General features: G+C 70.9%; 23 protein-coding genes. 9 read left to right on the forward strand and 14 right to left on the reverse strand.

The window, feature by feature from the left end:
- Positions 1-286: 286 nt before the first annotated feature.
- A complete protein-coding gene (locus KBX71_RS28325) occupies positions 287-3,370 on the forward strand; it encodes a DEAD/DEAH box helicase (protein ID WP_210820853.1) in 3,084 nt (1,027 codons plus the stop codon).
- Positions 3,371-3,446: 76 nt separating this feature from the next.
- On the opposite strand, the gene KBX71_RS34035 is transcribed toward KBX71_RS28325, so the two are convergent.
- Positions 3,447-4,139 carry a helix-turn-helix domain-containing protein gene (locus KBX71_RS34035; RefSeq protein ID WP_247684249.1) on the reverse strand — a complete coding sequence of 231 codons (693 nt, stop codon included), beginning with the start codon at positions 4,137-4,139 and terminating at the stop codon, positions 3,447-3,449.
- Between the two features lie 109 nt (positions 4,140-4,248).
- Here KBX71_RS34035 and KBX71_RS28340 point away from each other — a divergent pair, with 109 nt between their 5' ends.
- Positions 4,249-4,677, forward strand: coding sequence for a VOC family protein (locus KBX71_RS28340; RefSeq protein ID WP_210820854.1), 429 nt, complete (start codon positions 4,249-4,251; stop codon positions 4,675-4,677).
- Between the two features lie 22 nt (positions 4,678-4,699).
- Here KBX71_RS28340 and KBX71_RS34440 read toward each other — a convergent pair whose 3' ends face one another.
- Positions 4,700-5,932: a hypothetical protein gene (locus tag KBX71_RS34440; RefSeq protein WP_210820855.1), complete on the reverse strand. Its 1,233-nt coding sequence runs from the start codon at positions 5,930-5,932 to the stop codon at positions 4,700-4,702.
- Between the two features lie 153 nt (positions 5,933-6,085).
- Here KBX71_RS34440 and KBX71_RS28350 point away from each other — a divergent pair, with 153 nt between their 5' ends.
- Complete coding sequence (locus KBX71_RS28350) at positions 6,086-6,778, forward strand: hypothetical protein (protein WP_210820856.1); 693 nt, start codon at positions 6,086-6,088, stop codon at positions 6,776-6,778.
- 9 nt (positions 6,779-6,787) lie between these two features.
- Here the strand turns inward: KBX71_RS28350 and KBX71_RS28355 are convergent, their stop codons facing one another.
- Complete coding sequence (locus KBX71_RS28355; protein WP_210820857.1) at positions 6,788-7,321, reverse strand: hypothetical protein; 534 nt, start codon at positions 7,319-7,321, stop codon at positions 6,788-6,790.
- Between the two features lie 45 nt (positions 7,322-7,366).
- Positions 7,367-8,509, reverse strand: coding sequence for a hypothetical protein (locus KBX71_RS28360; protein ID WP_210820858.1), 1,143 nt, complete (start codon positions 8,507-8,509; stop codon positions 7,367-7,369).
- Between the two features lie 169 nt (positions 8,510-8,678).
- On the opposite strand from KBX71_RS28360, the gene KBX71_RS28365 reads away from it, so the two are divergent.
- Positions 8,679-10,220, forward strand: a complete 1,542-nt coding sequence (locus KBX71_RS28365; RefSeq protein ID WP_210820859.1) for a gluconokinase — start codon at positions 8,679-8,681, stop codon at positions 10,218-10,220.
- A gap of 22 nt (positions 10,221-10,242) precedes the next feature.
- Here KBX71_RS28365 and KBX71_RS28370 read toward each other — a convergent pair whose 3' ends face one another.
- Positions 10,243-10,527, reverse strand: a complete 285-nt coding sequence (locus KBX71_RS28370; RefSeq protein WP_210820860.1) for a putative quinol monooxygenase — start codon at positions 10,525-10,527, stop codon at positions 10,243-10,245.
- A 156-nt stretch (positions 10,528-10,683) separates the two neighbouring features.
- Between KBX71_RS28370 and KBX71_RS28375 the strand changes: the two genes are divergently transcribed.
- A complete protein-coding gene (locus tag KBX71_RS28375; RefSeq protein ID WP_210820861.1) occupies positions 10,684-12,000 on the forward strand; it encodes a serine hydrolase in 1,317 nt (438 codons plus the stop codon).
- 7 nt (positions 12,001-12,007) lie between these two features.
- On the opposite strand, the gene KBX71_RS28380 is transcribed toward KBX71_RS28375, so the two are convergent.
- The 8 genes from KBX71_RS28380 to KBX71_RS28415 all read right to left on the reverse strand — a co-directional run bounded on the left by KBX71_RS28380 (position 12,008) and on the right by KBX71_RS28415 (position 20,791).
- The gene (locus KBX71_RS28380; RefSeq protein WP_210820862.1) at positions 12,008-12,781 is read right to left on the reverse strand and encodes a hypothetical protein; all 774 of its coding nucleotides are present in this window, start codon (positions 12,779-12,781) and stop codon (positions 12,008-12,010) included.
- Positions 12,782-12,834: 53 nt separating this feature from the next.
- Positions 12,835-13,593 carry a MerR family transcriptional regulator gene (locus tag KBX71_RS28385; protein WP_210820863.1) on the reverse strand — a complete coding sequence of 253 codons (759 nt, stop codon included), beginning with the start codon at positions 13,591-13,593 and terminating at the stop codon, positions 12,835-12,837.
- A 50-nt stretch (positions 13,594-13,643) separates the two neighbouring features.
- A complete protein-coding gene (locus KBX71_RS28390; protein ID WP_210820864.1) occupies positions 13,644-15,899 on the reverse strand; it encodes a bifunctional diguanylate cyclase/phosphodiesterase in 2,256 nt (751 codons plus the stop codon).
- Positions 15,900-16,209: 310 nt separating this feature from the next.
- On the reverse strand, positions 16,210-16,443 hold the full coding sequence (locus tag KBX71_RS28395; protein WP_210820865.1) for a zinc-ribbon domain-containing protein: 234 nt from the start codon (positions 16,441-16,443) through the stop codon (positions 16,210-16,212).
- A gap of 90 nt (positions 16,444-16,533) precedes the next feature.
- Positions 16,534-17,403 (reverse strand): SRPBCC family protein, encoded by an 870-nt coding sequence (locus tag KBX71_RS28400; protein WP_210820866.1) that lies wholly within the window; start codon positions 17,401-17,403, stop codon positions 16,534-16,536.
- Entirely contained in the window at positions 17,396-17,953 is a 558-nt protein-coding gene (locus KBX71_RS28405; RefSeq protein WP_124820022.1) for a helix-turn-helix domain-containing protein, read from the reverse strand. Before KBX71_RS28405 ends, KBX71_RS28400 begins: the two co-directional genes overlap by 8 nt.
- Positions 17,954-18,053: 100 nt before the next feature.
- On the reverse strand, positions 18,054-19,397 hold the full coding sequence (locus tag KBX71_RS28410; RefSeq protein WP_196928209.1) for a class I SAM-dependent methyltransferase: 1,344 nt from the start codon (positions 19,395-19,397) through the stop codon (positions 18,054-18,056).
- Entirely contained in the window at positions 19,394-20,791 is a 1,398-nt protein-coding gene (locus KBX71_RS28415) for an FAD-binding oxidoreductase (protein WP_210820867.1), read from the reverse strand. Before KBX71_RS28415 ends, KBX71_RS28410 begins: the two co-directional genes overlap by 4 nt.
- A gap of 93 nt (positions 20,792-20,884) precedes the next feature.
- Here KBX71_RS28415 and KBX71_RS28420 point away from each other — a divergent pair, with 93 nt between their 5' ends.
- Genes KBX71_RS28420 through KBX71_RS28430 form a run of 3 tightly spaced genes read left to right on the forward strand, consistent with a single transcriptional unit; the run spans position 20,885 to position 22,441 of the window.
- Positions 20,885-21,355, forward strand: a complete 471-nt coding sequence (locus KBX71_RS28420) for an aminoacyl-tRNA deacylase (RefSeq protein ID WP_210820868.1) — start codon at positions 20,885-20,887, stop codon at positions 21,353-21,355.
- Between the two features lie 37 nt (positions 21,356-21,392).
- Positions 21,393-21,677, forward strand: coding sequence for a DUF427 domain-containing protein (locus tag KBX71_RS28425; protein WP_210820869.1), 285 nt, complete (start codon positions 21,393-21,395; stop codon positions 21,675-21,677).
- A gap of 47 nt (positions 21,678-21,724) precedes the next feature.
- A complete protein-coding gene (locus KBX71_RS28430) occupies positions 21,725-22,441 on the forward strand; it encodes an RICIN domain-containing protein (RefSeq protein WP_210820870.1) in 717 nt (238 codons plus the stop codon).
- Positions 22,442-22,460: 19 nt separating this feature from the next.
- On the opposite strand, the gene KBX71_RS28435 is transcribed toward KBX71_RS28430, so the two are convergent.
- Positions 22,461-23,765, reverse strand: a complete 1,305-nt coding sequence (locus tag KBX71_RS28435; protein WP_210820871.1) for an MFS transporter — start codon at positions 23,763-23,765, stop codon at positions 22,461-22,463.
- Positions 23,766-23,818: 53 nt separating this feature from the next.
- Between KBX71_RS28435 and KBX71_RS28440 the strand changes: the two genes are divergently transcribed.
- Positions 23,819-24,818: GlxA family transcriptional regulator (locus KBX71_RS28440; RefSeq protein WP_210820872.1), on the forward strand; the 1,000-nt coding region annotated here is incomplete at its 3' end.

Genomic DNA, 24,818 nt, shown 5'->3' on the forward strand with positions numbered 1-24,818 from the left:
CTGCCACCAACTCAGGGCCGAATATCTGCAGGTCATGGCCACAGGCAACAGGAGGCCCTTGGGGCGAGAGGCCGCTCGACATATATATGGCAGCAGCACGATCCGTTTCCACCTGTCGGAGACCCGACAGGTCGAGGGGGAACTCAGAGATGGTTCCTATCTAGATCCCGCTTTACTGCCCGCGCGGTGGCTAGTCGAACGTTGAGCTGTCCCGGGGTCCGCTGGACTTCCCGAAACGCGCCGACAGCACGCGCGCCGCACATCAATAGACGGCTACGGTGTTCGGATGACGGATCTTGAGCGGGGTGTTTACGAGCACCTGATCACTCGTGAGCTGGCCACGCGCCTCCAGCACGTCGATCCCGCCCTGATCCAGCACCACAAACTCGACCCCGCCGACGCGCACCACACCCTCGCTCGGCACATCGCCGCCCTGGCCGCCCGAGCCCTCCAGTCCGTCCCCAACGGCGACGACAAGCTCCACCACCAGGTCGCAATGGCGAACCAGATCGCCGAAGCCATCGCCACCCTCAGCCCAAGGGCGGCCACGGAGCAGGACCAGGTCACCGACGCCAAGCACCTGCTCCACGCCATCGCCGCCCCACCAACCCCACCGGCGCTGCCGGCCTTCCCGCAACGCCCCACCACTCCCCTCTCCACCGGCGCACTGCTGGTCAACGGCCGTCACCAGCCCCGCATCGGCCACGAGGTCAACCACGAGATGGCGTCGGCCGAGAGCGTCGATCTGCTCTGCGCGTTCATCAAGTGGTACGGCCTCCGCATCGTCGAGCCAGCCATCCGCGAGCTGATCGCCAGAGGCGGCAAGGTCCGCGTCATCACCACCACCTACCTCGGGGCGACCGATCAGCGAGCGCTAGACCGGCTCGCCGAGCTGGGCGCCGAGGTCAAGGTGTCGTACGAAACGAGGACCACGCGCCTGCACGCCAAGGCGTGGCTGTTCCGCCGCAACAACGGCACCACCACCGCGTACGTCGGCTCGTCGAACCTGTCGAAGACCGCGCTGGTGGACGGCGTCGAGTGGAACGTGCGCATCTCGAACATGGAGCAGCCGCACGTCATCGACACGTTCACGGCGACGTTCGAGGACTACTGGAACGATCCGGCGTTCGAGGCGTACGACGCGACCAGGGATTCCGAGCGCCTGCGGCATGCGTTGAGCGGGGAGCGCCGCGACGATGCACCGACCGCGATCTCGAACCTGGACGTGCGCCCGTACCCGTATCAGGCCGAGATCCTCGCCGACCTGGACGCCGAGCGACTGGTGCACGGTCGGTGGCGCAACCTGGTGGTGATGGCGACTGGCACCGGCAAGACCGTGGTCGCCGCCCTCGACTACCGCCGGCTGCACCGCAGCAAGAAGGCGGACTCGCTGCTGTTCGTTGCTCATCAGGAGCAGATCCTGCGGCAGAGCCTGTCGACGTTCCGGCAGGTCATGGGCGACGGCAGCTTCGGCGAGACACTGGTCGCGGGCGAGAAGCCGAACGGTTGGAAGCACGTCTTCGCCTCCATCCAGTCGCTGCACCGCCGGGAGGTCGACCCCGAGGCGTACGACATGGTGATCGTCGACGAGTTCCACCACGCGGAAGCGCCGACGTACACGCGGCTGTTGGAGCGTCTGCGTCCCCGCGTACTCCTGGGACTGACCGCGACCCCCGACCGGGCCGACGGCGGCGACGTGCGCCGGTGGTTCGACGGGCGTGCGGCCGTTGAGCTGCACCTGTGGGATGCGTTGGAGCGGCAGTTGTTGGCACCGTTCCAGTATTTCGGGCTACACGACGACGTGGACCTGTCGCACGTCGCCTGGAAGCGCGGCCAGGGCTACGACCCGACGCAGCTGAACACCATCTACACCGGCAACGATGCTCGGGCCCGGACGGTGCTGCGGGCGGTCCGTGACAAGGTGGACGTCGGGCGGATGCGGGCGCTTGGGTTCTGCGTGAGCATCGGGCACGCCGAGTTCATGGCCGCCTGGTTCAGTGAGCGCGGCGTACCGTCAGCGGCGGTGACCTCGCGGGCCGGCACCGATCGGGCAGGGCTGTTGCGGGACTTCAAGGCCGGCAAGCTGCGGGTGCTCTTCACGGTGGACCTGTTCAACGAGGGCGTCGACCTGCCGATGGTCGACACGATCCTGATGCTGCGACCCACCGAAAGCGCCACGATCTTCCTGCAACAGCTCGGCCGTGGCCTGCGCCTCGACGACGACAAGCCCTGCCTCACGGTGCTCGACTTCATCGGCGGGCAGCACGCCAACTTCCGGTTCGACCTGCGCTGGCGTGCCCTGACCGGGGTGAGCCGACGGGCAATCACCGAGGCGGTCCGCGACGACTTCCCGAGCCTGCCGAGCGGCTGCCACGTCGAGCTGGACCGGGTGGCGAAGGAGGTCGTACTCGCCAACCTGCGATCGGCGCTGCCCACCTCGAAAGCCGGCCTCGTGTCTGAGCTGCGGCAACTCGGCGACGTCAGCCTCGCGACGTTCCTCCGCGAGACGGGCCTGGAGATCGAGGACGTGTACCGATCCGCCAGCGTCGGCGGCTGGACCGGGCTGCGGCGGCTCGCCGGCACCGAGACGTCCGCACCCGGCCCGGATGACCGGGAGTTGGGCCGGGCCATCGGTCGCATGCTGCACACCGACGACATCGACCGGCTGGAGCTGCTGACCCGGGTCGCGGCCGGACCGTCCGCGCCAGGCCAGCAGGTGTACGCAGGCAGCAGCCGACTGCTGGACATGCTGCATTTCAGCCTCTGGGGGCCGAACGCCCCGCTCGCGATGCGCGACGAACGGCTGGCGCGGCTGTGGAAGGAACCGGCCCGCTGCGTCGAGCTGCGGCAGGTCGCCGAGGTGCTGCGGGACCGCATTCACCGGGTCACGCCGAGCGTCGCGCCGGGTGTGGTGCCGCTGCGGGTGCACGCCCGCTACAGCCGCAACGAGGCATGCGCCGCCTTCGGGATGACGAACCCGGGATCGCTACGCGAGGGCGTGAAGTGGCTGCCCGACGCCCAGGCCGACCTGTTCTTCGTCACCCTGGTCAAGTCCGAGGCGCATTACTCCCCCACCACCATGTACGCCGACCGGGCCATCACCGACACGCTGTTCCAGTGGGAGTCGCAGAGCACCACGTCTGCGACGTCGACGACCGGGCAGCGTTACACGTCGGGCGGCTCGACCGTGCACCTCTTCGTCCGGGAAACCCGCATCGCCGACCGCGACCTGGGCGCGCCGCCGTATCTCTACGCCGGCACCATGACGTACGACTCGCACACCGGCGACCGACCCATGCGCGTCCTGTGGCAGCTCCACCACGCCCTACCCGCCGACGTGTACGCCACCGCTCGGACGATCGCCGCCTAAGCCTGGGGAAAACCGTAGACCACGCGCGCCACCGCTCAGCGGGATTGGCACGCTCTGCGACAGTTGTCGGATGCGGTCAAGCCGCATCAGCGTTCGAGGCGAACCTGACGTCCAGCCTCCGATCCAAGGCACGGGCCAAGCGCTCCAGGACCGGCAGGGTCGGCACGGTCCCGCCCGCCTCAAAACGGGCAACTGCGGACTGGGTCATGCCGGCGGCGCTGGCCAACTGGCTCTGACTCCAGCCGTGCCCTTCGCGCAGGTGGCGCACCTCTTGGCCAAGCTCGAAGGCGATCCGGGTGGCCTCGTAGGTCTCGGCCGCTCCTGGCTCCGCCATCCGGCGCTCACGCAGGTCGTTCCAGTCCAGGCGATCACTCATCGCTCTGCCCCCCTCGTTCACAATGTGCCGCTCCGCCACGCACCGCTCAAATGCGCGGCGAGCCCGCTCGACTTCCCGGTCCTCCCGCATTCGCGTCTTGCGAAACACCGTGAGCAGGATGATCCTCCGGTCAGAGGCTATCCAGTACGTCACGCGGACCGCGTCGCGCTCTAGATAAAACCGCAGCTCACGCAACTTGCCGTCGAGCTGTCTGCAGTGCGGCTCTCCGAGCAACACACCTCGGCCAGCCAATAGATCGATGCAGAACGCCGCTCGGGCGAAGTCGGCAGTTGGCAGTTCCTCCAGCCAGTCTCGAACCTCTGGTTCCAGCTCCGCGCTACCCCAACCCATAGCATCGATGCTATGGGTTGAATCGTTCCCACCGAACTTCATCGAACGCGTGTCGGCGATGACTTCGGCGGTGCTCTTGCCGCGCCTAAAGCGGCAACAGCGTCGAGGCCGCCTACGGCGCCCCGCGTGATTGCGCGTTAGGTTGAAGACCATGGAACAACGCATCAGCCTCATCACTCTGGGAGTCGCGGACGTAGCCCGCGCCAAGGCGTTCTACGAGCAGCTCGGCTGGCAGGGCCAGGAGGTCGAGGAGACGGTCTTCTTCCAGGCCGGCGGCCTGGCGGTCGTCCTCTGGGGCCGCGACAAGCTCGCCGCCGACGCCGGCATCGAAGAGCTGGGCACCTGTGCGATGACCCTCGCTCAGAACGTCCGCTCGCGGGCCGAGGTCGACGAGGTGATCGCCGCCGCAACCGCCGCCGGTGCCACGGTGACCAAGCCAGCCAGGGAGACGTTCTACGGCGGATACGCCGGCTACTTCGCCGACCCGGACGGTCATCTCTGGGAGATCGCCTGGAACCCCGGCTTCACCCTCGCGGAGGACGGCTCCCTCACCGTCCCGGACTTCAGCGCCATGAGCTGAGCCACGCCGGCAAAAACGCTGGTCAGGGTGCCGGAGACGGACAGAGCAGCGGGTCCAGCAGCGGCAGTTGAAGAGGATCCAGGCAGATCGCCAGCAGCCCCGGATCCGGCGAAGGCGAAGGCGTAGGCGTAGCCGTCGCCGTGACAGTCGGGTTCGGGGTCGGCGAGGCCGACGCGACGGGCGGCGTCGGCAGGGCCGACGCGGGCGGGTCCGTGGTGGGGACCGGACCGGGCGTCGGCACCGAACTGGCCGACGGGGCCGGGGCGACAGACGGCGCCGGAGCCGGCGGCAGGGCCACTGCGACAGCAGGTGCCACCACTGTCGAGACAGCTGCCGGCCGGACAGCCGCGACATACGGCGGGCTCCATACGGCACGGTCGGCCGAGCCGACCCGTGACCTGGGTACCACCGGCCCGACGGGACCGTTCGGAACGAGGACACTCCCGGCCCTCGGCACGTCCATGGCGACGATCTTCGCCGAGGGCACCGACCCGCGAGGGCCCCACGCGCCAGGACCCAGAGCGCCAGGACCGAGCGTCACGAACACCACGGCAGCGACGGCGGCAGCACCGACCGCCCGCCGGTCGGGGCGTACGGCCGTCAGCGGTGCGTCGTCGGGTTCCACCAACCGGAGAGGCGCAGGCCGGGCATCCTGATGCGCGGCCAGCAGCGCGTCGACCTGTGCGATGACGTCGGCGCGATCGCCGGCAGCCGCGACTGTGAGATAGAAGCGGAAGTTCACCACGGCGTTGGCCGGGACCAGCAGCCCCTGCAGTCGACAGCGATCGGGCAGCAGGGTGACCGGCACGTCAGGGTGGTGGGCCGGGCCGACGAGGTCCGCGTACCGCCACTCGCGCCGGTGCTCAGGGCCACCAAAGGCGACCCGTCGGCTGGTCACGACGGCCATCCCGGTGTCGACGACACGCAGGCCCGCCGGCAGCGCCTGGGAAGAAGTCTCAGCAAAGGAACAGAAGCCGCCCGGGGTGGGCAGGCCGGGGACGTGCCGCGCCTCGGCCTCGACGAGCTGAGCGGCGGGGAGGACGCGGAAGACGAGTTCGTCGTCGTCGAGGTCCACAGGTAGGCCGGTGCGGGGCTGCGTACACCCGAGGAAGCTGGCGGCTTCGATGCGGAGCCGGGCCAGGTGGTCGTCGCGGTGCCGCCAGGCGTCGGTGGCGTCGCGGTACGCGCGCTGCCGGCGCTCGTTCTCGCGCTCGGCCCAGGCGATCCGCCAGGGGGCGCAGGCCACAGAGGTCACGGTCACACGCGGTACAACCGCTCACGTACGTGACAGGCAACGCGGGCTCGATCGATGCATCCCGTTGCGCCCGAAAGGAGAGTATTGACGGGCACCAGAGTTGGCGCGGCGAAGCTAGCCTGCCCAGGACCCCGGCGGCCGAGGAGCTTCCCGATGCTTGATGACCTGCCCGTGCTGCGGGACGCGGTACGCGACTATCGCCTCGCGGCGACGGCCGCCGGCCTCGACTGGCCCGACCAGGGCGAGTCGCCGACCGGGCAACCGCCGGACGTGGTCCACCGGATCTTCGGCGTGGATCACATCGCGGAGCAGCTGACCTGGTTGCAGTCGCAGCGCTGGCCCGACCGGCAGGTGTTGCCCAACGTCGGATGGCGGATGCCATGGCCGGAGGGCGGGGACGCGCTGGACTATCTGGGGTTGGCGATCGGCACGCCGTTTCCCTGGCGGCAACAACTGCCCCTGTTCTTCTTCGATGTCACCCTCTACACGTTCGTGCTGGCCGGCGACCACGAGGGTGAGATCTGGCGCTACGAGATCTCACCCGACGCCTGGGACTCGGTCCGTGCCGCCACCAGCCTGGCCGCGCTTTTCGATCAGTGGACCAGGGGAATCGCCGCCGGGGTGGTCGTCTACGACGAGCAGAGCAGGTGGCTCCTGGTCGAAGACTTGGGCTCCGCGCCAGGTCTCGACCCGCTGGCCTTCCCGGTAGCCCCGGTGGAGGAGACGTTGCTGCGAGCGCGGCAGCGCGCATGCGGGGTCGACATGGCCATCGTCGAGGACGGCTTCCCGTACACCGAGGAACTGTCCGACGCCATCGACGCCGCCAAGGCATCGCTAAGCCGGTGACGCAGGTGATCAGCCGGCCTGCCGCCGGTACGGCTGCGGGGCGTGGGTCGGGAACCGCGACTGGGTACGCGGTGGGTACGCCTCGCAGTGCTCGGCCCAGTGTTCGGCGGCGGTGGCGAGGGCGTCCGCGGAGACGGTGAGGATCAGCGGGTAGATCGCTGTGGACGGGCGGCGCATCCACGGTGGCAGGGACTCGGCGGAGAACTCCACGATCAGTTCCAGCCGGCGGCGGCGCAGCACCCGGCTGCGAAGGGCCAGGTTGGGTTCGGTGAAGCTGACCATCGCCGGTGGCGCGCTGAGCCCGAGGGCGGCGGTGGCCTGCCCGTGCAGCCAGCCGCCGAGCGCGCGGGCCTCCTCGACCATGAGGCTCGGGTAGTGGTGTGACCAGGTCTGACCGTCGGCGGTGCGGGCGTCCACCTCGATGAGCAGCCAGTCGTGCCAGCCGGGCGTGGCCCCGTCGGCGTCGTCGGGCGGGTCGATGCCGGGCTGGTAGCCGACGGGGCGTACCCGCACCCGAGCGCCATCGTCAGACCGGATCTCCACTCGATCATTCTCGCCGAGCGAAGCGGACTTTTGACCCCGAATCGGTCACTTGGTGATGGTCCGCCGCACACCCTGGTGGTTGGCGCAGGCCTTGGACCCGCCGCCGGCCAGGCTGACCGAGCCGTCGCGGCACTGCACGAGGTAACCGCGACCCGCCCAGAACTGCGGTACGCAGTCGAACCAGTCGCACACCTCGGCGGCCGGCTTGCGGATCCGCGTGCCGCCGCAGAAGTCGTACCCCAGCGGGTTCTCCGGCGCCCCACAGCGCGGGCCCTGGGTCGTGCCCGGCGACGGGCGTGGTGACTTCGTCGGCTTCGGCGGCGGGGGTTTCAGGGCAAGCGCCGGGCCGATCCGCGCCGGCGCCACGCTGGGAGTGGTCGCCGGGGTGGCTGCGGCCGCGACCTCCGCGCCACCGGTCGGGTCGGACGGGTCCGACTCGATCAGCGCCGCCGGCACCAGCAGCGCGACAGCCGCCGCCACCGCGATGGTCCGCCGACCACCCGGCACCAGCGCGGAGACCCGCGCCTGCGCCGGAGTGTTCACGGCCGGTCGGAACGGTTTGAGCTGGGCGTGCTCGGCGATCAGCTCGTCGAGTTGGGCGATCACCGCGGCGCGCTGTTCGATCGCGTCGGCGAAGGCCAGCGTGAGCTTGAACCGGAAGTCCGGCGCCGCGTCGGTGGGCAGCAACAACCCGGAGGTACGCCGCCGGTCCAGCACCTGGATCACTGTGACCGGCGCCGCCGGGTCGTGGGCCAGCCCGGTTATCCGGCCGTACGCCCAGTCGCGCCGGCCCCGCCCGCCGAGCAGCACGAGTCGACGGCTGGTGATCACGGCCATGCCGGCGTCGGTGACGCGTACGCCGTCCGGGCGGCGCGGGCGCAGCGGCTCGGCTCGCGGGGCGACGGTGAGGTCCGGCGCGGGCAGCACTGTGGTGTGCCGCACCTCGACCAGTTGCGCCGCGGGCAGTGCCCAGAGCACCACCTCGTCGGCGGCCAACTCCAACGCCAGACCGGAGCCGGCGGCCGCCGAGCCCTGGAAGTCGGCGGCCAGGGCGCGCAGCCGCCGTAACTCGTCGTCGCGTCGCTGCCACGCCGCCTCAGCGCCGCGGTACGTGTTGACCCGCCGCACGTTCTGCCGGTGCGCCCACCGGTACCGCCAAGTGGAACCCGTCGATTCAGTCTTTGCCACGCCGACTCCTTCGCCGCGTAGGCCACCAATCTGGGGTGTCACACGGTTTAACAGGCGCGGCGCGGCGCCCGGACACGCCGAAACGGGCGAAGTACCCGATCGGCGGAGCAACCCACACGATAGGGCGATAGTGTTGCGTCGATTCACGTTTCGGAAAGGGGTGACGGTCGTGCCGCAAGTCACGCTGTCCGGGGTCGTGATCGGGGTCGACATCGGCACCACAAGCACCAAGGCCGTCGCGTACGACACCGAGGGGCGGCAGCTCGGCAGCCACCTGGTGGGCTACCCGCTGAACAACCCGCAACCCGGCTACGCCGAGCAGGACCCGCAACTCATCCTCGAAGCGGTGTTCAGGTCGATCAGCATGGTCGTGGCCGAGCTGGTCCAGCCGGTCGCCGGGCTGTCGTTCGGCTCGGCCATGCACAGCCTGATCGGGTTGGACCGGGACGGCAATCCGCTCACCCCGTCGGTGACCTGGGCCGACTCGCGATCGACCCGGCAGGCCGAGCGGTTGCGGGCGGTGCCGTCGGGGCTGGCCCTGCACCGGCGCACCGGCACGCCGATGCATCCGATGTCGCCGCTGCCCAAGTTGCTCTGGTTCGCCGAGCAGGAGCCGAAACTCTTCGAGCGGGTGACGCACTGGGTGGGCATCAAGGAATGGGTGCTGCTGCGGCTCTGCGGCACGCTGGTCATCGACCACTCGATCGCCTCGGCCACCGGCCTGCTCGACATCCACACGCTGGAGTGGGACCCGGAGGCGCTGGGCATCGCCGGCATCACCGAGGAACAGCTCCCGCAGCTCGTCGCGACCACCGCCGTGCTGCCCAATCTGATCCCGCAGGCCGCAGCCGAGACCGGCCTGCCGGAGCGCACCCCGGTGGTGGTCGGCGCGGGCGACGGACCGCTGGCGAACCTGGGCCTGGGCGCGGTGCACCCCGGCATGGTGGCCTGCTCGATCGGCACCAGCGGCGCGATGCGGGTGATGGTCGAGCGGCCCGCCGTGGACCCGCTCGGCGGGGTGTTCTGCTACGCGCTGACCGAGCAGCGCTGGGCGGTCGGTGGCGCGATCAACAACGGCGGCATCGTGCTCAAGTGGGCCGGCGCGGCGCTCGCCCCGGATCTGGGTGAGCACTCCGAGGAGGACCTGGTCGCCCTGGCGGCCCGTGCGCCGGTCGGTTCGGGTGGGCTCATCATGCTGCCGTACCTGCACAGCGAACGGGCACCGCACTGGAGCGCCCTGCCGCGCGGCGCGTACGTGGGGTTGACCCACGCACATCGCCGCGAGCACCTGGTGCGGGCCGCGCTGGAGGGCGTCTGCCAACAGTTGGCGCTGGTGCTCAGCTCGGTGCGCGCGGCCGGCAACGAGGTCCGCGAGGTCCGGGCCGGTGGCGGCTTCGCCCGCAGCGGGCTGTGGCGGCAGATGCTCGCCGACGTGCTCGGCCTGCCGGTGAGCTTCCCGGCCGCGCACGAGGGGTCGAGCTTCGGCGCGGCGCTGCTCGGCATGGAGGCGCTCGGGCTGATCCCCAGCATCGACGTCGCCGCCGAGCTGGTGCGGATCGAGGAGACCGTCCGCCCCGACCCGGCCGCCGCCGCCACCTACGCGTCGCTGCTGCCGCTCTTCGCCGAGCTGTACGACGCCCTCACGCCCACCTTCGCCTCGATCCGCCGGATGGCGCCCGGCCTGCCCACCGACCCCTTACCGTCGGCCTGAACGGTGCCGGCCCGCCCTCGGGTCAGGGCGCCTCGACGCCGGCGATCAGGTAGCGCTGCACGTCGGCGCCGAGGATGGCCGCTTCCTGCGCGTCGTCCAGGCCGGAGCCACGGAACGCGGCCAACTGCTCCGCCGACTCCCAGCGTTCGTAGACGTGGATCCGGCCGGGCTCCAACGGGTCGGCCGCCAACAGGAAGTCGAGGCAGCCGGCGGTCGCGCGGGCCTGCGCGATGACCGGGCCGCAGCCGGACAGGTAGGCGTCGCGGGTTTCCGGTTCGACACGCAAGCTGCCTGCGATGATCAACATGGTGGACCTCCAGGAGTCGAGGTTGCTGATGAGCATGATGCCTGTGAGTCATCGTGATGTCTCTGGGTCATCACGCTCGTCAGGACATCGCCGCCCAGACGGGTGACACCGGTCCCGCCGGCCTCACCCGCCACCAGCGCTCCATATCGTGCAAACGTGAGAAAAAGCGACAAGAGGCGCTCATCTTCCCTACTCGGGAACTCTGCCCGCGTACCCCTGAAGTGGCTGTCGGCGGCGGTCGCGCTCGCGGTGGTCGCGACGACCGGGCCGGCCACCGCGGACGGCTCGGGCCGCGTGCCCGCCGCGGAGAGCCACGAACCCGGGGTGGACCCGACGCCGGAGCGCCCGCCGACCAGCGAGGTGTCCTGGCTGTCGTTCCCCGGCGGGGTCTTCGCGGTGGACTCGCTCGGGCACACAGTGCGCTACCGCGCCTGCGACGGCGACACCGGTCGGGTCGCCGACCCGGCCATGCGGGTCGCCGCCGGGGTGGCCAGCGGTGCGGTCGTCGTCGGCGGCACGGCCTACCGCTACCGGGTGCCGCTGGTCGGGCGCAGCGAGGGCACGCTGGAGGTGATCCAACGGCACCGCCCGCCGACGACGCTGACCGGCGTGGTGGTCACCAGCCCGCAGCCGCCCACCGACCCGGTCGAAGGGGCCCGGCTGTTCCCCCTCAGCGGGCAGCTCGCCCGGGTGGTCGCCGACGCGAGCCTCAACCCGGCCGGGGCCACCGTCCGCGACCTGTCCGGCCGCTACGGCGACCAGCAGATCGCCGTCAACGGATCGCTGCGGCCCAAGGCGGCAAGCGTCATCAAACTGTGGATCCTCGTCGAGCTGCTGCGGCGGGTCGACTGTGGACAGGTTTCCCTCGACGACGGGGTGCTGGTCACCCCGGAGGACGTGGTCGGCGGCACCGGTCAACTCCAGTTCGAGACGTTCCCGCAGGTGGTCACAGTGCATCGGCTCGCCCAGTACCTGATCAAGTACAGCGACAACGTGGCCGCGAACGTGCTGATCACCTACCTGGGTGGGTTCGCCCCGGTCAACGCGCTCATCGACTCGATGAACCAACGCTCCACCATCCTGGCCCGCCGGATGCTCGACAGCGCGGCGGCGCAACGCGGCGAGGAGAACTACACAAGCCCGGACGACGTGGTGTCACTGCTCGGCGCGGTGTGGGACGGCGAGATCCTCACCCCCGCCTCCCGCGACCTGATGATCGGTTTCATGCGGGAGCAGACCCTGAACACGAAGATCCCGGCGGCGTTACCACAGGGCGTCCCGGTGGCCCACAAGACAGGTGACCTGCCGGACGCCTCACACGACGTCGGCTACTACCTGATCCCCGGCACCGAGACCGCCGTCGCGTTCCTCACCGCCGGACCGATGGCCACCGGCGACGAGACGGTCCGGCGGATGGCCCGGACCGTCTACGACTTCCTGGTCACCCCGGTGGACGGGGCGGTCGAGGAGTGAACCGACGTCAGGCGCCCGGAATGTTCGCCGGCGGGTCCTCGCCGACCAGGTCGGCCGCCGGCGGGTCCGCCGACACCGACAGCCCGAAGTCCGAGTACGTCAGGTCGAGCTGGGCGGTCTGCGACTGCTCGCTGGCCAACTCGATGCGGTAACGGACCAACCGCCCCTGCTCGTCGACGGCCGCGGTGAACGGCACCGCGCCGGCCCGGTCACCGAGCACGCTACCGACACCGCTGCCCAGCACCGCGCCGCTCTGGCGCAGGTCCAGCGTGCCCGCGTACTCCCGCTCGGCGGTCTGCCGAACCCCCGCCGGCGCGCCCAACGTGCTGGCCAGCCGGGTGTTGTCCAGGCCCTGTTTGGCCGCCGGGGCGCCCGGAGCGCCGACGTGCCACCAGGTCTTGCCGTCCCACACCGGCACGCGGCGGTCCGGGGCGGTGACCCGCACGTACACGTCCGGCCCGGTGGTCAACCGCTCGATCTTCACCACACCGGTGGGCACCTTCAGCGACGTGGTCTCCAGACCACGCTTCGCCTTCGGGTCCCAGAGCAGCACCGTGGCGTCCCCGTCCGCGCCGCCGGTGCCCACGGTCAGCCGGTACGGCTGCTCGTCGGCCTTCCCGGCGGCTGCCTTCAGCACACCGGCAGGGTCGGCCGGGCCCGCCGACGCCGCCGGGCGACCCGCGTCCGGTTCGTCGTCGCCGGCGGCGACCAGCGCCCACGCCCCGGCGCCGACCGCCACCACGAAAACGGCGACAGCGGCGATCAGCTTCGGTTTCTGCACTGTCATCTCCCCCGGGCGGTGCGGTCCGGCCAGACTAGCCGGACCGCACCCCGTCAGGCCCGGCTGATCGCGTTGGCGTGGATCGCCTCGTGCAGATAGGCGGCCAGCCCTGGCGCGATGTTCTCGTAGTACGCGGTGAACCGCTCGTCGGCCAGGTACATGTCGGCCAACCCGGTCTGCATCTCGTACGAGCACTCGTAGAACCAGCGGCTGATCAGCTGCCGGTGCTCCTCGGCCAGGTCCATCGCCTCCGGGCCGTCCGCCGGCGCGCCCGAGGCCAGCACGGCGACGATCCGCCGACCCCAGTCCTCGTTCTCCGCCTTGATCCGCAGCCAGTCGTCCTTGCCATAGCGGGAGGCCCGGCGGTTCGACTCCCGGTACGCGTCGGTGTCACCCCACCGCTGCTCCGCCTCGGCCTCGTGCGCCTCCGGGCTGAAGTCACCGAAGACCTCGAACCGCTCCTCCGGCGTGAGTTGGATGTTCATCTTGCTCGCCTCCATCGCGAACTCGATCGCCGTGACCATCTCCTGCAACCGCCTGAGCCGTGCCGTCAGCAGTTCGTGCTGTCGGCGCAGGTGCGCGGCCGGATCGGCCGCCGGGTCGTCGATGATCGCGGTGATCTCCTCAAGCGGGAAACCAAGCTCCCGGTAGTACCGGACGAGTTGCAGCCGTTGCAGGTCCGCGTCATCGTAGCGGCGGTAACCGGCCGAGGTACGCCCGCTGGGCGAGAGCAGCCCGATCTCGTCGTAGTGGTGCAGCGTCCGCACCGTCACGCCGGCCACCTTCGCCACCTGACCCACCGTGTACGCCATGGTCCCCCTCCCTTCCGGGAACCAGGCTCCTGCCTGCCGTTACGTGAGAGTCAACTCCGATTCTGGCCCACCATGGCGGGGGCGTCCGGCCGCCCGTACAGATAGCCCTGGCCGCGTGGGCAACCGATCGCGGTGACCGCCTCGTGCTGCCGTTCGGTCTCCACTCCCTCGGCCACCACCGCCAGGTCGAACGCGCCGGCCAGGCGGGTGACCATCTCCACAGTCGCGTACGCCCGGTCGTCGGTGCCCAGCCGGGCCACGAACGACCTGTCGATCTTCAGCTCGGTGGCCGGGATGCGGTGCAGGTAGCTCAGCGACGAGTAGCCGGTGCCGAAGTCGTCGATGGCGATCTTGATGCCCAGCTCCCGGAGTTGGTGCAGCCGCTCCAGCACCGCCTCGGTGCCCTCGATCAGCGCCGACTCGGTCAACTCCAGCGTCAACGCCCGCGGTGCCAGCCCGGCGGCGCTGGTGGCCGCCGTGACAGTGGCGATCAGATCCGGCCGACGCAGGTGCGCGGCGGCGATGTTCACAGCGACTGTCGCCTCCGGTGCCCGGCCCCGCCAGGTCGCGGCGGCCCGGCACGCCTCGTGGATCACCCAGCGGTCGATCGGCAGGATCAGCCCGGTCTCCTCGGCCAGCGGCAGGAACTTCGACGGCGGCAACATCCCCAGCCGAGGGTGCCGCCAGCGCACCAACGCCTCGGCGCTGCGCACCGCACCGGTGGCCAGGTCGACGATGGGTTGGAACTCCAGGTGCAGCTGGTCCTCGTCGACAGCGCGGCGCAGGTCGGCGATCAGCTCGGCGCGGGAGACGGCCGACTCGCGCAACACAGGCGTACACGTCCGGTACGCGGACTTCCCGGCCGCCTTGGCCGCGTACATCGCGATGTCGGCGTCGCGCAACAGGTCGGTGTGGGAGGCGTGCTGCGGGCCGTACTCGGCGATGCCGATGCTCGCCGACGGGTGCACCCCGACGTCCTCCTCGTCGTCGGAGGGCCGCAACGCGTCCAGCAGCCGCTCGGCGAGCCGCTCGGGTGACACCGGCCGCTCACCGTCGACAAGCACCGCGAACTCGTCACCGCCGAGCCGGGCGATGGTGCCGTCACCGTCGACGGCAGCGTGCATCCGGGCCGCGAGCCCGGTCAGCAGGGTGTCGCCGGTGGCGTGCCCGAACCGGTCGTTGACCTGCTTGAACCCGTCCAGGTCGAGCAGCAGCACGGCCACCGGTCGCCCGTCGCGCAGGGCCACGCGCAGCCGCCTGTTGAACAACAACCGGTTGGGCAGCCCGGTGAGCTGGTCGCCGTACGCGAGCCGACGCAACCGGACCACCAACCGGAGGTTCTCGTTGGCGGCCAACCCCTGACGGACGGCGAGGGCCGCCAGCAACACCATCATGGCCACGAACACCAGCTGCGGGGTCTGCCCGGTGGGCCGACGCGCCAACACCACAGCGATGATCGCTCCACCCACCGGCAGGTACGGCAACGCCACCCGCCACCACGGCGGCAGCGGCGACTCGGCGGTGTCGTCGGTGCCGTCGAAGTCCGGTGGCGGCGGGTTCCGGGTGGCCAGGCCGATCAGCAGGTAACTCAACGGCCAGCACAGGTCGATCGGGTGACCGGCGGCGTAGTCGGCGCGGGCGACAAGCGACACGTAGACGACGTCGGCGACGACCCGCAGGGTGAGGCTCGCCGCGAGGATGCTCATCGGCCGCCACATCGGCCGGGCCGGGCCGGACACCGCGACCAGGATGGTGAGCTGCATCAGGTCGAACATCGGGAAGAGCAGCCCCAGCGTGCGCGCCGGATCGGCCAGCTCGGCGGCGGCAACCCCACGGAAGACCAGCACCCAACCGATCGGCACCAGGGCCAGGGCGACGATCACCCCGTCCAGCAACGTACGGGCCCGCCCGACCGCGGTCCGTGGTGCGGACGGCGAACTGAGCAGCGCGGCCGTGCCGGTGAGAATGCCGGCGGTGAAGACCACCCCGACCACCGGCGTGTGCGGCAGGTCACCGCCGACGAGCCGCTGCGCAGTCCAGATCGCCCGGCCGATCGCGGCGAGCGCCATGGTGAGGGCGAGCAGCGTCCAGAACCGGCGCAGCGGCACCGGATGTCGACGGGCCACCCCTGCACAGGCGAGCGTCGCCCAGCCGGCGACAAGCATCGCGCCGATGTCACTGACCAGCGCGGCGCCCGGCAACCCGGCGACCAGCCAGCAGGCCTCCAGCAGGATGACCGCAGCCGCGACGAACGCGCCGGCGGGGTTGAGTGCCCCCGCAGCCTGCGTTCCGTCCTGTCGGGACACGGTCGCTCCGGCCCTTTCGTCGTGCGTGCACCCTCGGCAGGACCGGTCCACGGCAAACCCCGAAAGCCTAACCAGCGCTCAGAAATGCCACCAGGGCCGAACGTGCACGCCGTCCCCGCCCCCGGGTCAACGGCCGGCCGATCGGTTCCAGGGTGAACGGGGCAGTGCGGTGCCGGCCAACGGACGGCGTGCGCGGCGGCGTCTGCGCCGACCGGGGGTGCAGGGCGGGCGGGCAACTGTGTGCACGGCCACGTCGACCGGCGGCGTTGGTCGGCCGATCAGCCAGCAGAGGAAACGTTCCATCGTCGGATCAGCCGACCGGGAGACGCTCGGCGTCGGACTTGGAGATCTCGTACTCAGCCGCGCAGAACGTGCACTGCTGCGCGTACCGGGTGCGGATCGGAATGAGGGGGATGAAGAAGAGTGTGAATTTCGTCGAGCGGCGGGTGATCACCTGCGCGGCCTGGTTGCCGCAGTGGCGGCAGACCTGCTGCACGACACCGGACCGGTCGACAGTGGTACGCAGACCAAAGATGAAGAACATCGCCCGCCAGTACCCACTCAACCGCGAAAAGTCACCAGATCCCGCCACCGGATCACTGAGACCTCGGCACGCACGCACGCGATCGAGGCTTCAGCTGGCCGGCGCGGGCTCCAGGCCGGGGATCTCCTCGGAGATCCAGATCGGCTGCCAGTTCGGCACCTCGTGGAAGCGGCGCAGCTCGAACAGCCCGGCAACCGAGCCACTCCAGGCCCCGTACGGGGGGTTGGCCTCGTCGAAGCCGCTCTGCACGAAGGTCAGCGTCGTCCGGCCACCGGACTCGGCCAGCTCCCAGCTCGTCACGCCGGTCGGCCCCCAGTCGATGGACATCCGTCGACCGGGCTCCAGGTCGATCACCTTGGCCGCGTAACCGGTCTCGAAGCCGCCCATGGCGTACCGGCCGCCGACCCAGGGCTCGATGCCGATCGGGTAGCCGAACCAGGCGCTGGCCTGCTCGGAGTCGGTCAGCGACTCCCACACCTTGTCGGCGGGGGCGGCGATGACCAGCTCACCGCGCAGGTCGGCGGAGGTGAAGTCGGTGCGGGGCAGCAGTGGCTTGCCCTCCACGTGGGCGGCCAGGTTGGCGATGGACAGCGCCCAGAACGTCTGGAGCACACCCCGGATGCTGGAGCCGCTCATCGCCTCGGCGAAGTCGAAGTGGCTCTGGGTCAGCGTCAGCACGGTGCTGTCGGTGCCCTCGGCGGTCAACTGGAGCTCGGTGGTGGTCTCCACCCCGTCGAGCAGCCAGCCGAAGCGCAGCGTGTCGTCGTCGGCGTGCAGCAGCCGCTGGTGCGGGGCGTCGCCCTCGGGCGTGTAGCGGCCCCAGAACTCGTACCGCTGGGGCAGCTCGACCTCGGCGTGCTCGGCCAGCCAGAGACGCAGCTCGGCCGGGTCGGTCAGGGCCTGGCGGACGCGCCCGACGGGCGCGGAGAGACGGGCCTGAACCTTCATCGGCTCACTCATTGTCGTTCCCTTTCGGATAGCAGGCGACGGCCAGCTTGAAGGCGTCGCCTTCGCTGCCGCCGTAGCGGGTGAACAACTCCTGAAGTGCGGTTTGCAGGTCGTGCAGGAACTGCTGGCGCTGCTCGGCCGGCACCCGGATCTCGCCGGAGACCCCGATCGAGGGCAGCTCGGGTGCCGCCCGGTCCAGGCCGGCGATGTCGGCCTGGACCTCCTCCATCAGGTCGAGCAGGTAGCCCAGGCTCAGCTCGTCGCGGGCCCGGCGCAGGCCGATCCGGCCGACGAGCCGCGGGGAGAGCCAGTAGGAGCGGGCGGCGGCCTGGTAGATGCCTTCGGTGATGCCGCGGACCTTGCGTTCGTTGACCAGCTCGACGAGGCCAGCCGCGACGAGCTGCTTGACGTGGTAGTAGACGCGCTGTGGCGTCTGGTCGAGTCGGGCCGCGACCTCGGTGCAGGTGCGCGGCTCGGCCAGTTGCCGCAGCACCTCGACGCGCTGCGGCTTGAGCAGGACTTCGGCCTGCTCGATCTGCTCCAGGTACAGGACGTCTCTCATGGCAAAATCAGTTTGTACGTACAAAACTTCTTTGTCAATCACTTCGCGAGAAGCCGCGCCGACTTTCTCGGCGCGGCTTCAGGCAACGGTCAGCAGGTGGTCAGGGCAACCAGTCCGGTCGCAGCGGGTAGCCGCTCACGCCGTTCGGGCCGTTGTGGGTGGCCAACACCTGGTGCAGCTGGATGCCGTTGCGTTCGAACGCCATCCGCGACCCGGCCATGTAGAGCCCCCACACCCGGGCGGTGCCCGCGCCCACCTCCGAGACGCAGAAATCCCAGTGCTCGACCAGGTTGCGACACCACGCGGCCAGCGTCAGCGCGTAGTGCTGGCGCAGGTTCTCCTCGTGGTGCACCTCGAACCCGGCGTCGTGCACCTCGCTGATCAACCGGCCCGGACCGGCCAGCTCACCGTCCGGAAAGACGTACCTGTCGATGAACGCGCCCGAACGGTGCGGCGCGCGGTTGTCGGCGCGGGTGATGCAGTGGTTGAGCAGACGCCCGCCCTGCCGCAGCCGACTGCGCAGCGCCCCGAAGTACATCGGGTAGTTGCGCACCCCGATGTGCTCGGTCAACCCGATCGAGGAGATGGCGTCGAACTGCTCGGCCGGCGCGTCCCGGTAGTCCAGATATCGCACCTCCGCCAGCTCGGTCAGCCCCTCCCGCTCGATCGCGGCCTGCGCCCACTGCGCCTGCGCCTTCGACAGGGTCACACCGAGCGCCTTGACGCCGTACTCGCGCGCGGCGTGGCGCACCATGCCACCCCAGCCGCACCCGACATCCAGCAGCCGCATCCCCTTCTTGAGCGCAAGCTTGCCGGCGACCAGGTCGTACTTCGCCGCCTGGGCCTGCTCCAGCGTGTCGTCCGGAGACCGGAAAACCGCGCAGGTGTACGTCATCGACGGGCCGAGCACCTTCTCGTAGAAGGCGTTGGAGACGTCGTAGTGGTGCGAGATGGCAGTGCTGTCCCGCACCCGCGAGTGCCGCAGCCCGTTCACCACCCGCTTCCAGCGGGGCTGCGCCTCCTGCGGCGGTGCCGGCGGCGGCATCAGCCGCTCCCAGCCCAGCCCACGGACCAGCGCCAGCCCCTCGGCCAGCGACGGTGGACGCAACCGCAGCTCGTCCTTGAGCACCCGCAACGCCTCGTACGGGTCACCCGGGTGCACGCCCTGCAACGCCAGGTCACCACTGACGTACGCCCGGGCCATGCCCAGGTCGCCGGGTGCGGTGAGCAGGTACGACAGCCCACGCTCGGATTGGATCGCCAGGGTGATGCCGGCGTCGGACGGGCCGACGGCGCTGCCGTCGTACCCGGTGATCCGCACCGGCAACGGCCCCGTGGTGACCGCGCGGACGACATCCGCGACGGTCGGACCCGTGTGCCGGCCCCCCGCCGGCGGGGTGGCGGGGACGCTCGCCGCCCCCTGATCTCTGTCGGTCAGGCTCATGCTCGTGCTACCGCCTTTTCGTACAGTCCCGTCAGCCGGTGGTCCGGGTCGTAGCGGTCTTTCACCGCGCGCCACGTGTCGCCGCCGTAGAGGCGATCGAAGGCGTCCCGGTCGTAGTACGCGTCGGAGTAGAGCGACTTGTGGCCGCCCGACTCCGACACCCTGCGTTCGATCGTGCGGTTGACGTCGCCGTCGGCGGCGCCCGGCGCGATCGGCACGCTCCCCCAGAACCCAATGTTGACGTAGTCCTGCCCCGGCCGGAGCGGATACAGCGGCCAGGACCGCGCCGAACCGGGCCCCGCCGGCTCACGCAGTCGCAACGGGCACAGCCACACCGGGTTCATCCCCACCGCGCCGGCGAACCAGCGCAGGAAGTCAGCAGTTCGGTCCAGCGGGATCTCCACGTCCTGCACGACCCGCTCCCGGGCCGGTTGCCCGCGCAGCCGGTCGATCCGGGCCGCCACCTGGTGGCGGTGCTCGAGGCGAACCAGTCGGTGGTAGAAGTCGCTGCGTCGGTAACGCGCCGGCCAGAGCCTGCGCACGACCGGGTGCTGCGCGCCGAACGCCGACGAGCACCAGAACCAGTCGGTGTCCCAGCGCCACAGATAGTCGTACGCGGTGAGCACGTCGCGGGTGCGCTGGCGTAGCGACCGGTAGTAGATCGCCTGACCGGTGTAGTCGCTGGGCGGGTCGGCCACGTCGGTGAACGTGGCGAACACCAGGTACGACTCGCCGGGGCTGAACATCACCCCGTCCATCGCGTCCACCGGCTCGCCGGCCCAGGATCGGGTCGCGCTCACCTCCGCGATCGCGTCGGTCAGCGCCTCCAGTTGGGTGAACCGGACGTTGCGCAACGCCACGTACCGGCCGACCGGTTGCAGCTCGATGCGCAGCCGGGTGGCGTAGCCGAGACTGCCCAGCGAGTTGGGGAACGCGGTGAACAGGTCGGTGTGCTCGCCGTCGGGTCGGGCGGTGACGATCTCGCCGGAGCCGGTGAGGACGTCCAACTCCCGGACCGACTCGTGCGGCAGGCCGTTGCGGAACGAGGTCGACTCTATCCCGAGGCCGGTCACCGCGCCGCCCAGCGTGATGGTGCGCAACTGCGGCACCACCAACGGCATCAACCCGTGCGGCAGCGTCGCGTCGACCAGGTCCTCGTAGGTGCACATGCCCTGCACGTCGGCGGTGCGGCCGGCCGGGTCGACCGACAGCACGCCGTTCAGGCCACTCACGTCGAGCCCCGGAGTCCGTGGAGCGGACCGGGGGCGGAACAGGTTGGAGGTGCGTTTGGCCAGCCGGACAGGCTCGCCCGTGGGCACCGCGGCGTACGACCGCCGCAGCGTGTCCACCGCTTGATCATGGTCAATCGGATGATCCACACGCTCAGCGCGCATGTGATCACCTTACGCTCGCCGTTCGGAAACCGTGGGATGTCGGCGCTGGCAGTTTCCCGTCCGGTAGCAGGCCGGACGGCTACCGTGGCGGGCATGCCATCGCCAGCGATCGTCGCCCTGGACGCCGCCCAACTGCCGTATCGGCTGGTCAGCCACGGTGCGGTCGGCAGTCTCGCGGAGGCCGCCGCCGTCCGGGGCGTGGCCGTCCCCGACGTGGTCAAGACGATAGTGGTCCGCCGCGGTGAAGCCGATCACCTGTTCGTGCTCACCCCCGGCGACCGGGTCGTCTCCTGGCCCAAGCTGCGCGCCCTGCTCGGGGTGCACCGGCTCTCCATGCCGGACGCGGCGGGCGCCCTGGCCGCCACCGGCTACGAACGCGGCACCATCACCCCGTTCGGCGCGAGCACCGCCTGGCCGGTGGTCGCCGACGAGCGACTGCGCGGCCGGGAGATCACGCTGGGTGCCGGCGAGCGTGGTCTCGCCGTCGCGATCGCCGCCGACGCCGCGATCGCCGCCCTCGACGCCACAGTGGCCGACGTCACCGACCCGCAGCCCACCCGCTGAGCGTTGCCGGGGCGGCGGCGCGGCCTACTGTTGGGACATGCCGAAAGCCGTGTGGAACGACCTGGTCGTCGCCGAGAGCGACGACACCGTGCTGGTGGAGGGCAACCACTACTTCCCCCGCTCCGCCCTGCGCGAAGACCTGATTCGCGAGTCCGCGACCCACACCGTCTGCCCGTGGAAGGGCACCGCCTCCTACTACTCCCTCGAACACGAGGGCAGCACCAGCAGGGACGCCGTCTGGTATTACCCGGAGCCCAAACCGGACGCCGAGATGGTGCGTGACCGGGTGGCGTTCTGGAAGGACGTCCGGGTCGTCGACTGACGGCGCCGACTGGCCGTGACCGCCGGCGGTGGGTGAGGATGGCCGGTATGTCCGCGCCCGAGGAACGCCCCGACCCCGCCGGCACCGTCTACGGCGGTCACCGGGCACCGCGCTCCGGCCCGCTGGCCGATCCGCTGCTGCGGGTCGCGGTGGCGGTCGGCGTCGTCGGCGTGCTCCTGGGGGTCGTGTTCGCCACCGGGCTGCTCGACGGTGACGACCAGCCGGCCGTGCCGGCGTCGGTCGGTACGTCGTCCAGCGCGGCCCAACTGCCCAGCGAACCGGCCGGCGAGCCGAGCCCGACCGCCTCGGCCGAGCCGTCACCGACCCCGTCGGCCAGCGCGCCGGCCGTCCCGCCCACCGGGCCCCGGGTGCTGCGCGCCACCTCGGGCCTCTGCCTGGGGCTCGACGGTGACGGCGAGAAGGCCGAGGCCGAGTTGGCCGTGTGCACCGGCGCCCCGGAGCAGCAGTGGGTGGTCAGCCCGGCCGGCGCGGGCGTACAGACGTTGACCAACGCCAAGTACGGGCAGTGCCTCGACGTCGAGGGCGGCAGTGGGGACGACGGCGCACGGTTGCAGCAGTTCCCCTGCCACGGCGAGGCCAACCAGCAGTGGCGGTTCGGCGGGACCGGCACCGGCGCGGTACTGCTCGTCGCCGCGCACAGCAACAAGTGCGCCCAGGCCGACGACGACGCTGTCGAGGCCGGCGAGGACATCCGGCAGCGACAGTGCGACGGCCGGCCGGCCCAGCAGTGGACAGTGAGCTGACCGGCCGACGGGTCACGGTTCAGCCCCGGAAGCTCCACGCCCGGGGCGCGGTCGCGGCGACCAGCACGGCCTCCGGCACCGGCCGGCCCGGTCGCCTGCGCAGCAGCAACGACAGCCCGGCGGCGCCGATCGACAGCGCGCCCGCCACGTACCAGGCCATCGCGTAGTCGCCCAACCGATCCCGGACCAGTCCCGCGCCGGTGGCGGCGACCGCCGCGCCGAGTTGGTGTGCTGCGAACACCCAGCCGAACACCACAGCTCCGGCGCCACCGAAGTACTCCCGGCACAGCGCCACGGTCGGCGGAACGGTGGCCACCCAGTCCAGGCCGTAGAAGACGATGAACACCAGCATGCTCGGCTCGGCCGTGCCGGAGAACAGGCTCGGCAGCACCAGCAGGGACAGTCCCCGCAGCGCGTAGTACATGCCGAGCAGCAAGCGGCTGTCCACCCGGTCGGTGAGCCAGCCGGAGGCGATCGTGCCGACGATGTCGAAGAGCCCCACCAGGGCGAGCAACCCGGCCGCGGTGGTCTGGGCCATGCCGTGGTCGTGTGCGGCCGGCACGAAGTGCGTACCGACCAGGCCGTTGGTGGTCGCCCCGCAGATCGCGAACCCTCCGGCGAGCAGCCAGAACGGTCGGGTCCGGGCCGCGGTGGCCAGCGCGCCGAGCGCCCGGGACGCCGCGCCGCCGGTCGCCGGCGGCGCCGCCACGACCTCGGTCGCCCCGTAGGCGGGCAGGCCGAGGTCCGCCGGGTGCTCGCGCAACAGCCACACCACCAGGGGTACGACCGCCAGCGCCGCCGCGGCCACGACAAGCGCGGCGGTACGCCAGCCGTGGTCGCGTACCAGGATGGCGATCAGTGGCAGGAACACGAGTTGTCCAGCCGCCCCGCCGGCGGTCAGCACTCCGGTGACCAGGCCCCGCCGGTGGACGAACCAGCGTCCGGTGACGGTGGCCACGAACGCCAGCGCCATCGAGCCGGTGCCCAACCCCACCAGCACACCCCAGCAGAGCAGGAGCTGCCAGCTGGCGGTCATGAAGATCGTCAACCCGCTGCCGGCGGCGACCAGCAGCAGCGCCACCGAGACCACTCGGCGGATGCCGAACCGGTCCATCAGGGCGGCCGCGAACGGCGCGGTGAGCCCGTAGAGCAGCAGGTTGACCGAGACGGCCGCGGAGATCGTGGCCAGGGGCCAGCCGAACTCCTCGTGTAGTGGGTGCAGCAGCACCGACGGGGTGGCGCGGAAGCCGGCCGCGCCGACCAGCGCCACGAAGGCGACGGCGGCGACCAGCCAGGCGGGATGCAGACGGCGGCTCTTGGTCACGCAAGAAGTCTGGGGTGGGGCCGCCCACCTCGACGAGTGGCCGGAAAGCCATCATGCGCAATAATCGGGCCATGAGCGCTCGCCCGCACCGGACCGCCGTACTCGCCCTGCACCAGGTGGTCGGCCTGGACCTCGGCACCCCGTCGCAGGTCTTCGGCACCGCTCGAGCCGCCGACGGGACGCCCTTCTACGACGTCCGGGTGTGCACCCCGGGCGGGCAGCCGGTGCGCAGCACCGGCGGCTTCCAGGTGCTCCCCGACCATGGTCTGGAGCTGCTCGACACCGCCGACACGGTGATCGTCCCGGGCATCCACGACAGCTCCACGTTGGCCTCGGGCACCGTCGAGCCGGAGGTGATCGAGGCGCTGCGCGCGGCGTACGAGCGGGGGGCCCGGATCATGTCGATCTGCACCGGGGCGTTCGTGCTCGCCGCCGCCGGGCTCCTCGACGGGCGGCGGGCGACCACCCACTGGGCGTACGCCGAGCGGTTCCGCCGCCTGCACGACCGGGTGGACCTCGACCCGGGCGTGCTCTTCATCGCCGACGACCGGGTGCTCACCTCGGCCGGAGTCGCCGCCGGCATCGACCTCTGCCTGCACGTCATCCGCCTCGACCACGGCAGCGAGGTGGCCAACCGGGCGGCCCGCCGCTGTGTGATGCCACCGTGGCGCGACGGCGGCCAGGCGCAGTACATCGAGCAGCCGGTGCCGAAGGCGACCGACACCAGCACGGCGGGCGCCCGGGAGTGGGCGCGGCAGCGGCTGCACGAGCCGATCGCGCTGCGCGACCTGGCCGAGCAGGCGCGGATGAGCGTGCGCACCTTCACCCGACGCTTCCGGTCCGAGACCGGCCTGAGTCCGGCCCAGTGGCTGCTGCAACAGCGCACCGACCACGCGAGACTGCTGCTGGAGACGACCGACCTCACCGTCGACCAGATCGCCCACCGCTCGGGTTTCGGCACCACCGCCGCCCTACGCCAGCAACTGCACCAACGCATCGGCGTAGCCCCGTCCACCTACCGCCGAACCTTCCACCCCCGCCCAGCCCTAGCCC

It is taken from the genome of Micromonospora sp. D93, assembly GCF_018070365.1.
GTDB classification, from domain to species: Bacteria; Actinomycetota; Actinomycetes; order Mycobacteriales; family Micromonosporaceae; genus Micromonospora; species Micromonospora ureilytica.

Bases quoted from the DNA above. Each gene is read 5' to 3' on its own strand.
- KBX71_RS28400 (WP_210820866.1), bottom strand. From the start codon at position 17,403: ATGAGTGAGCCGATGAAGGTTCAGGCCCGTCTCTCCGCGCCCGTCGGG.
- KBX71_RS28415 (WP_210820867.1), bottom strand. From the start codon at position 20,791: ATGCGCGCTGAGCGTGTGGATCATCCGATTGACCATGATCAAGCGGTG.
- KBX71_RS28410 (WP_196928209.1), bottom strand. From the start codon at position 19,397: ATGAGCCTGACCGACAGAGATCAGGGGGCGGCGAGCGTCCCCGCCACC.
- KBX71_RS28430 (WP_210820870.1), top strand. From the start codon at position 21,725: ATGTCCGCGCCCGAGGAACGCCCCGACCCCGCCGGCACCGTCTACGGC.
- KBX71_RS28395 (WP_210820865.1), bottom strand. From the start codon at position 16,443: ATGTTCTTCATCTTTGGTCTGCGTACCACTGTCGACCGGTCCGGTGTC.
- KBX71_RS28340 (WP_210820854.1), top strand. From the start codon at position 4,249: ATGGAACAACGCATCAGCCTCATCACTCTGGGAGTCGCGGACGTAGCC.
- KBX71_RS28405 (WP_124820022.1), bottom strand. From the start codon at position 17,953: ATGAGAGACGTCCTGTACCTGGAGCAGATCGAGCAGGCCGAAGTCCTG.
- KBX71_RS34035 (WP_247684249.1), bottom strand. From the start codon at position 4,139: ATGAAGTTCGGTGGGAACGATTCAACCCATAGCATCGATGCTATGGGT.
- KBX71_RS28385 (WP_210820863.1), bottom strand. From the start codon at position 13,593: ATGGCGTACACGGTGGGTCAGGTGGCGAAGGTGGCCGGCGTGACGGTG.
- KBX71_RS28325 (WP_210820853.1), top strand. From the start codon at position 287: ATGACGGATCTTGAGCGGGGTGTTTACGAGCACCTGATCACTCGTGAG.
- KBX71_RS28370 (WP_210820860.1), bottom strand. From the start codon at position 10,527: ATGTTGATCATCGCAGGCAGCTTGCGTGTCGAACCGGAAACCCGCGAC.
- KBX71_RS28425 (WP_210820869.1), top strand. From the start codon at position 21,393: ATGCCGAAAGCCGTGTGGAACGACCTGGTCGTCGCCGAGAGCGACGAC.
- KBX71_RS28420 (WP_210820868.1), top strand. From the start codon at position 20,885: ATGCCATCGCCAGCGATCGTCGCCCTGGACGCCGCCCAACTGCCGTAT.
- KBX71_RS28350 (WP_210820856.1), top strand. From the start codon at position 6,086: ATGCTTGATGACCTGCCCGTGCTGCGGGACGCGGTACGCGACTATCGC.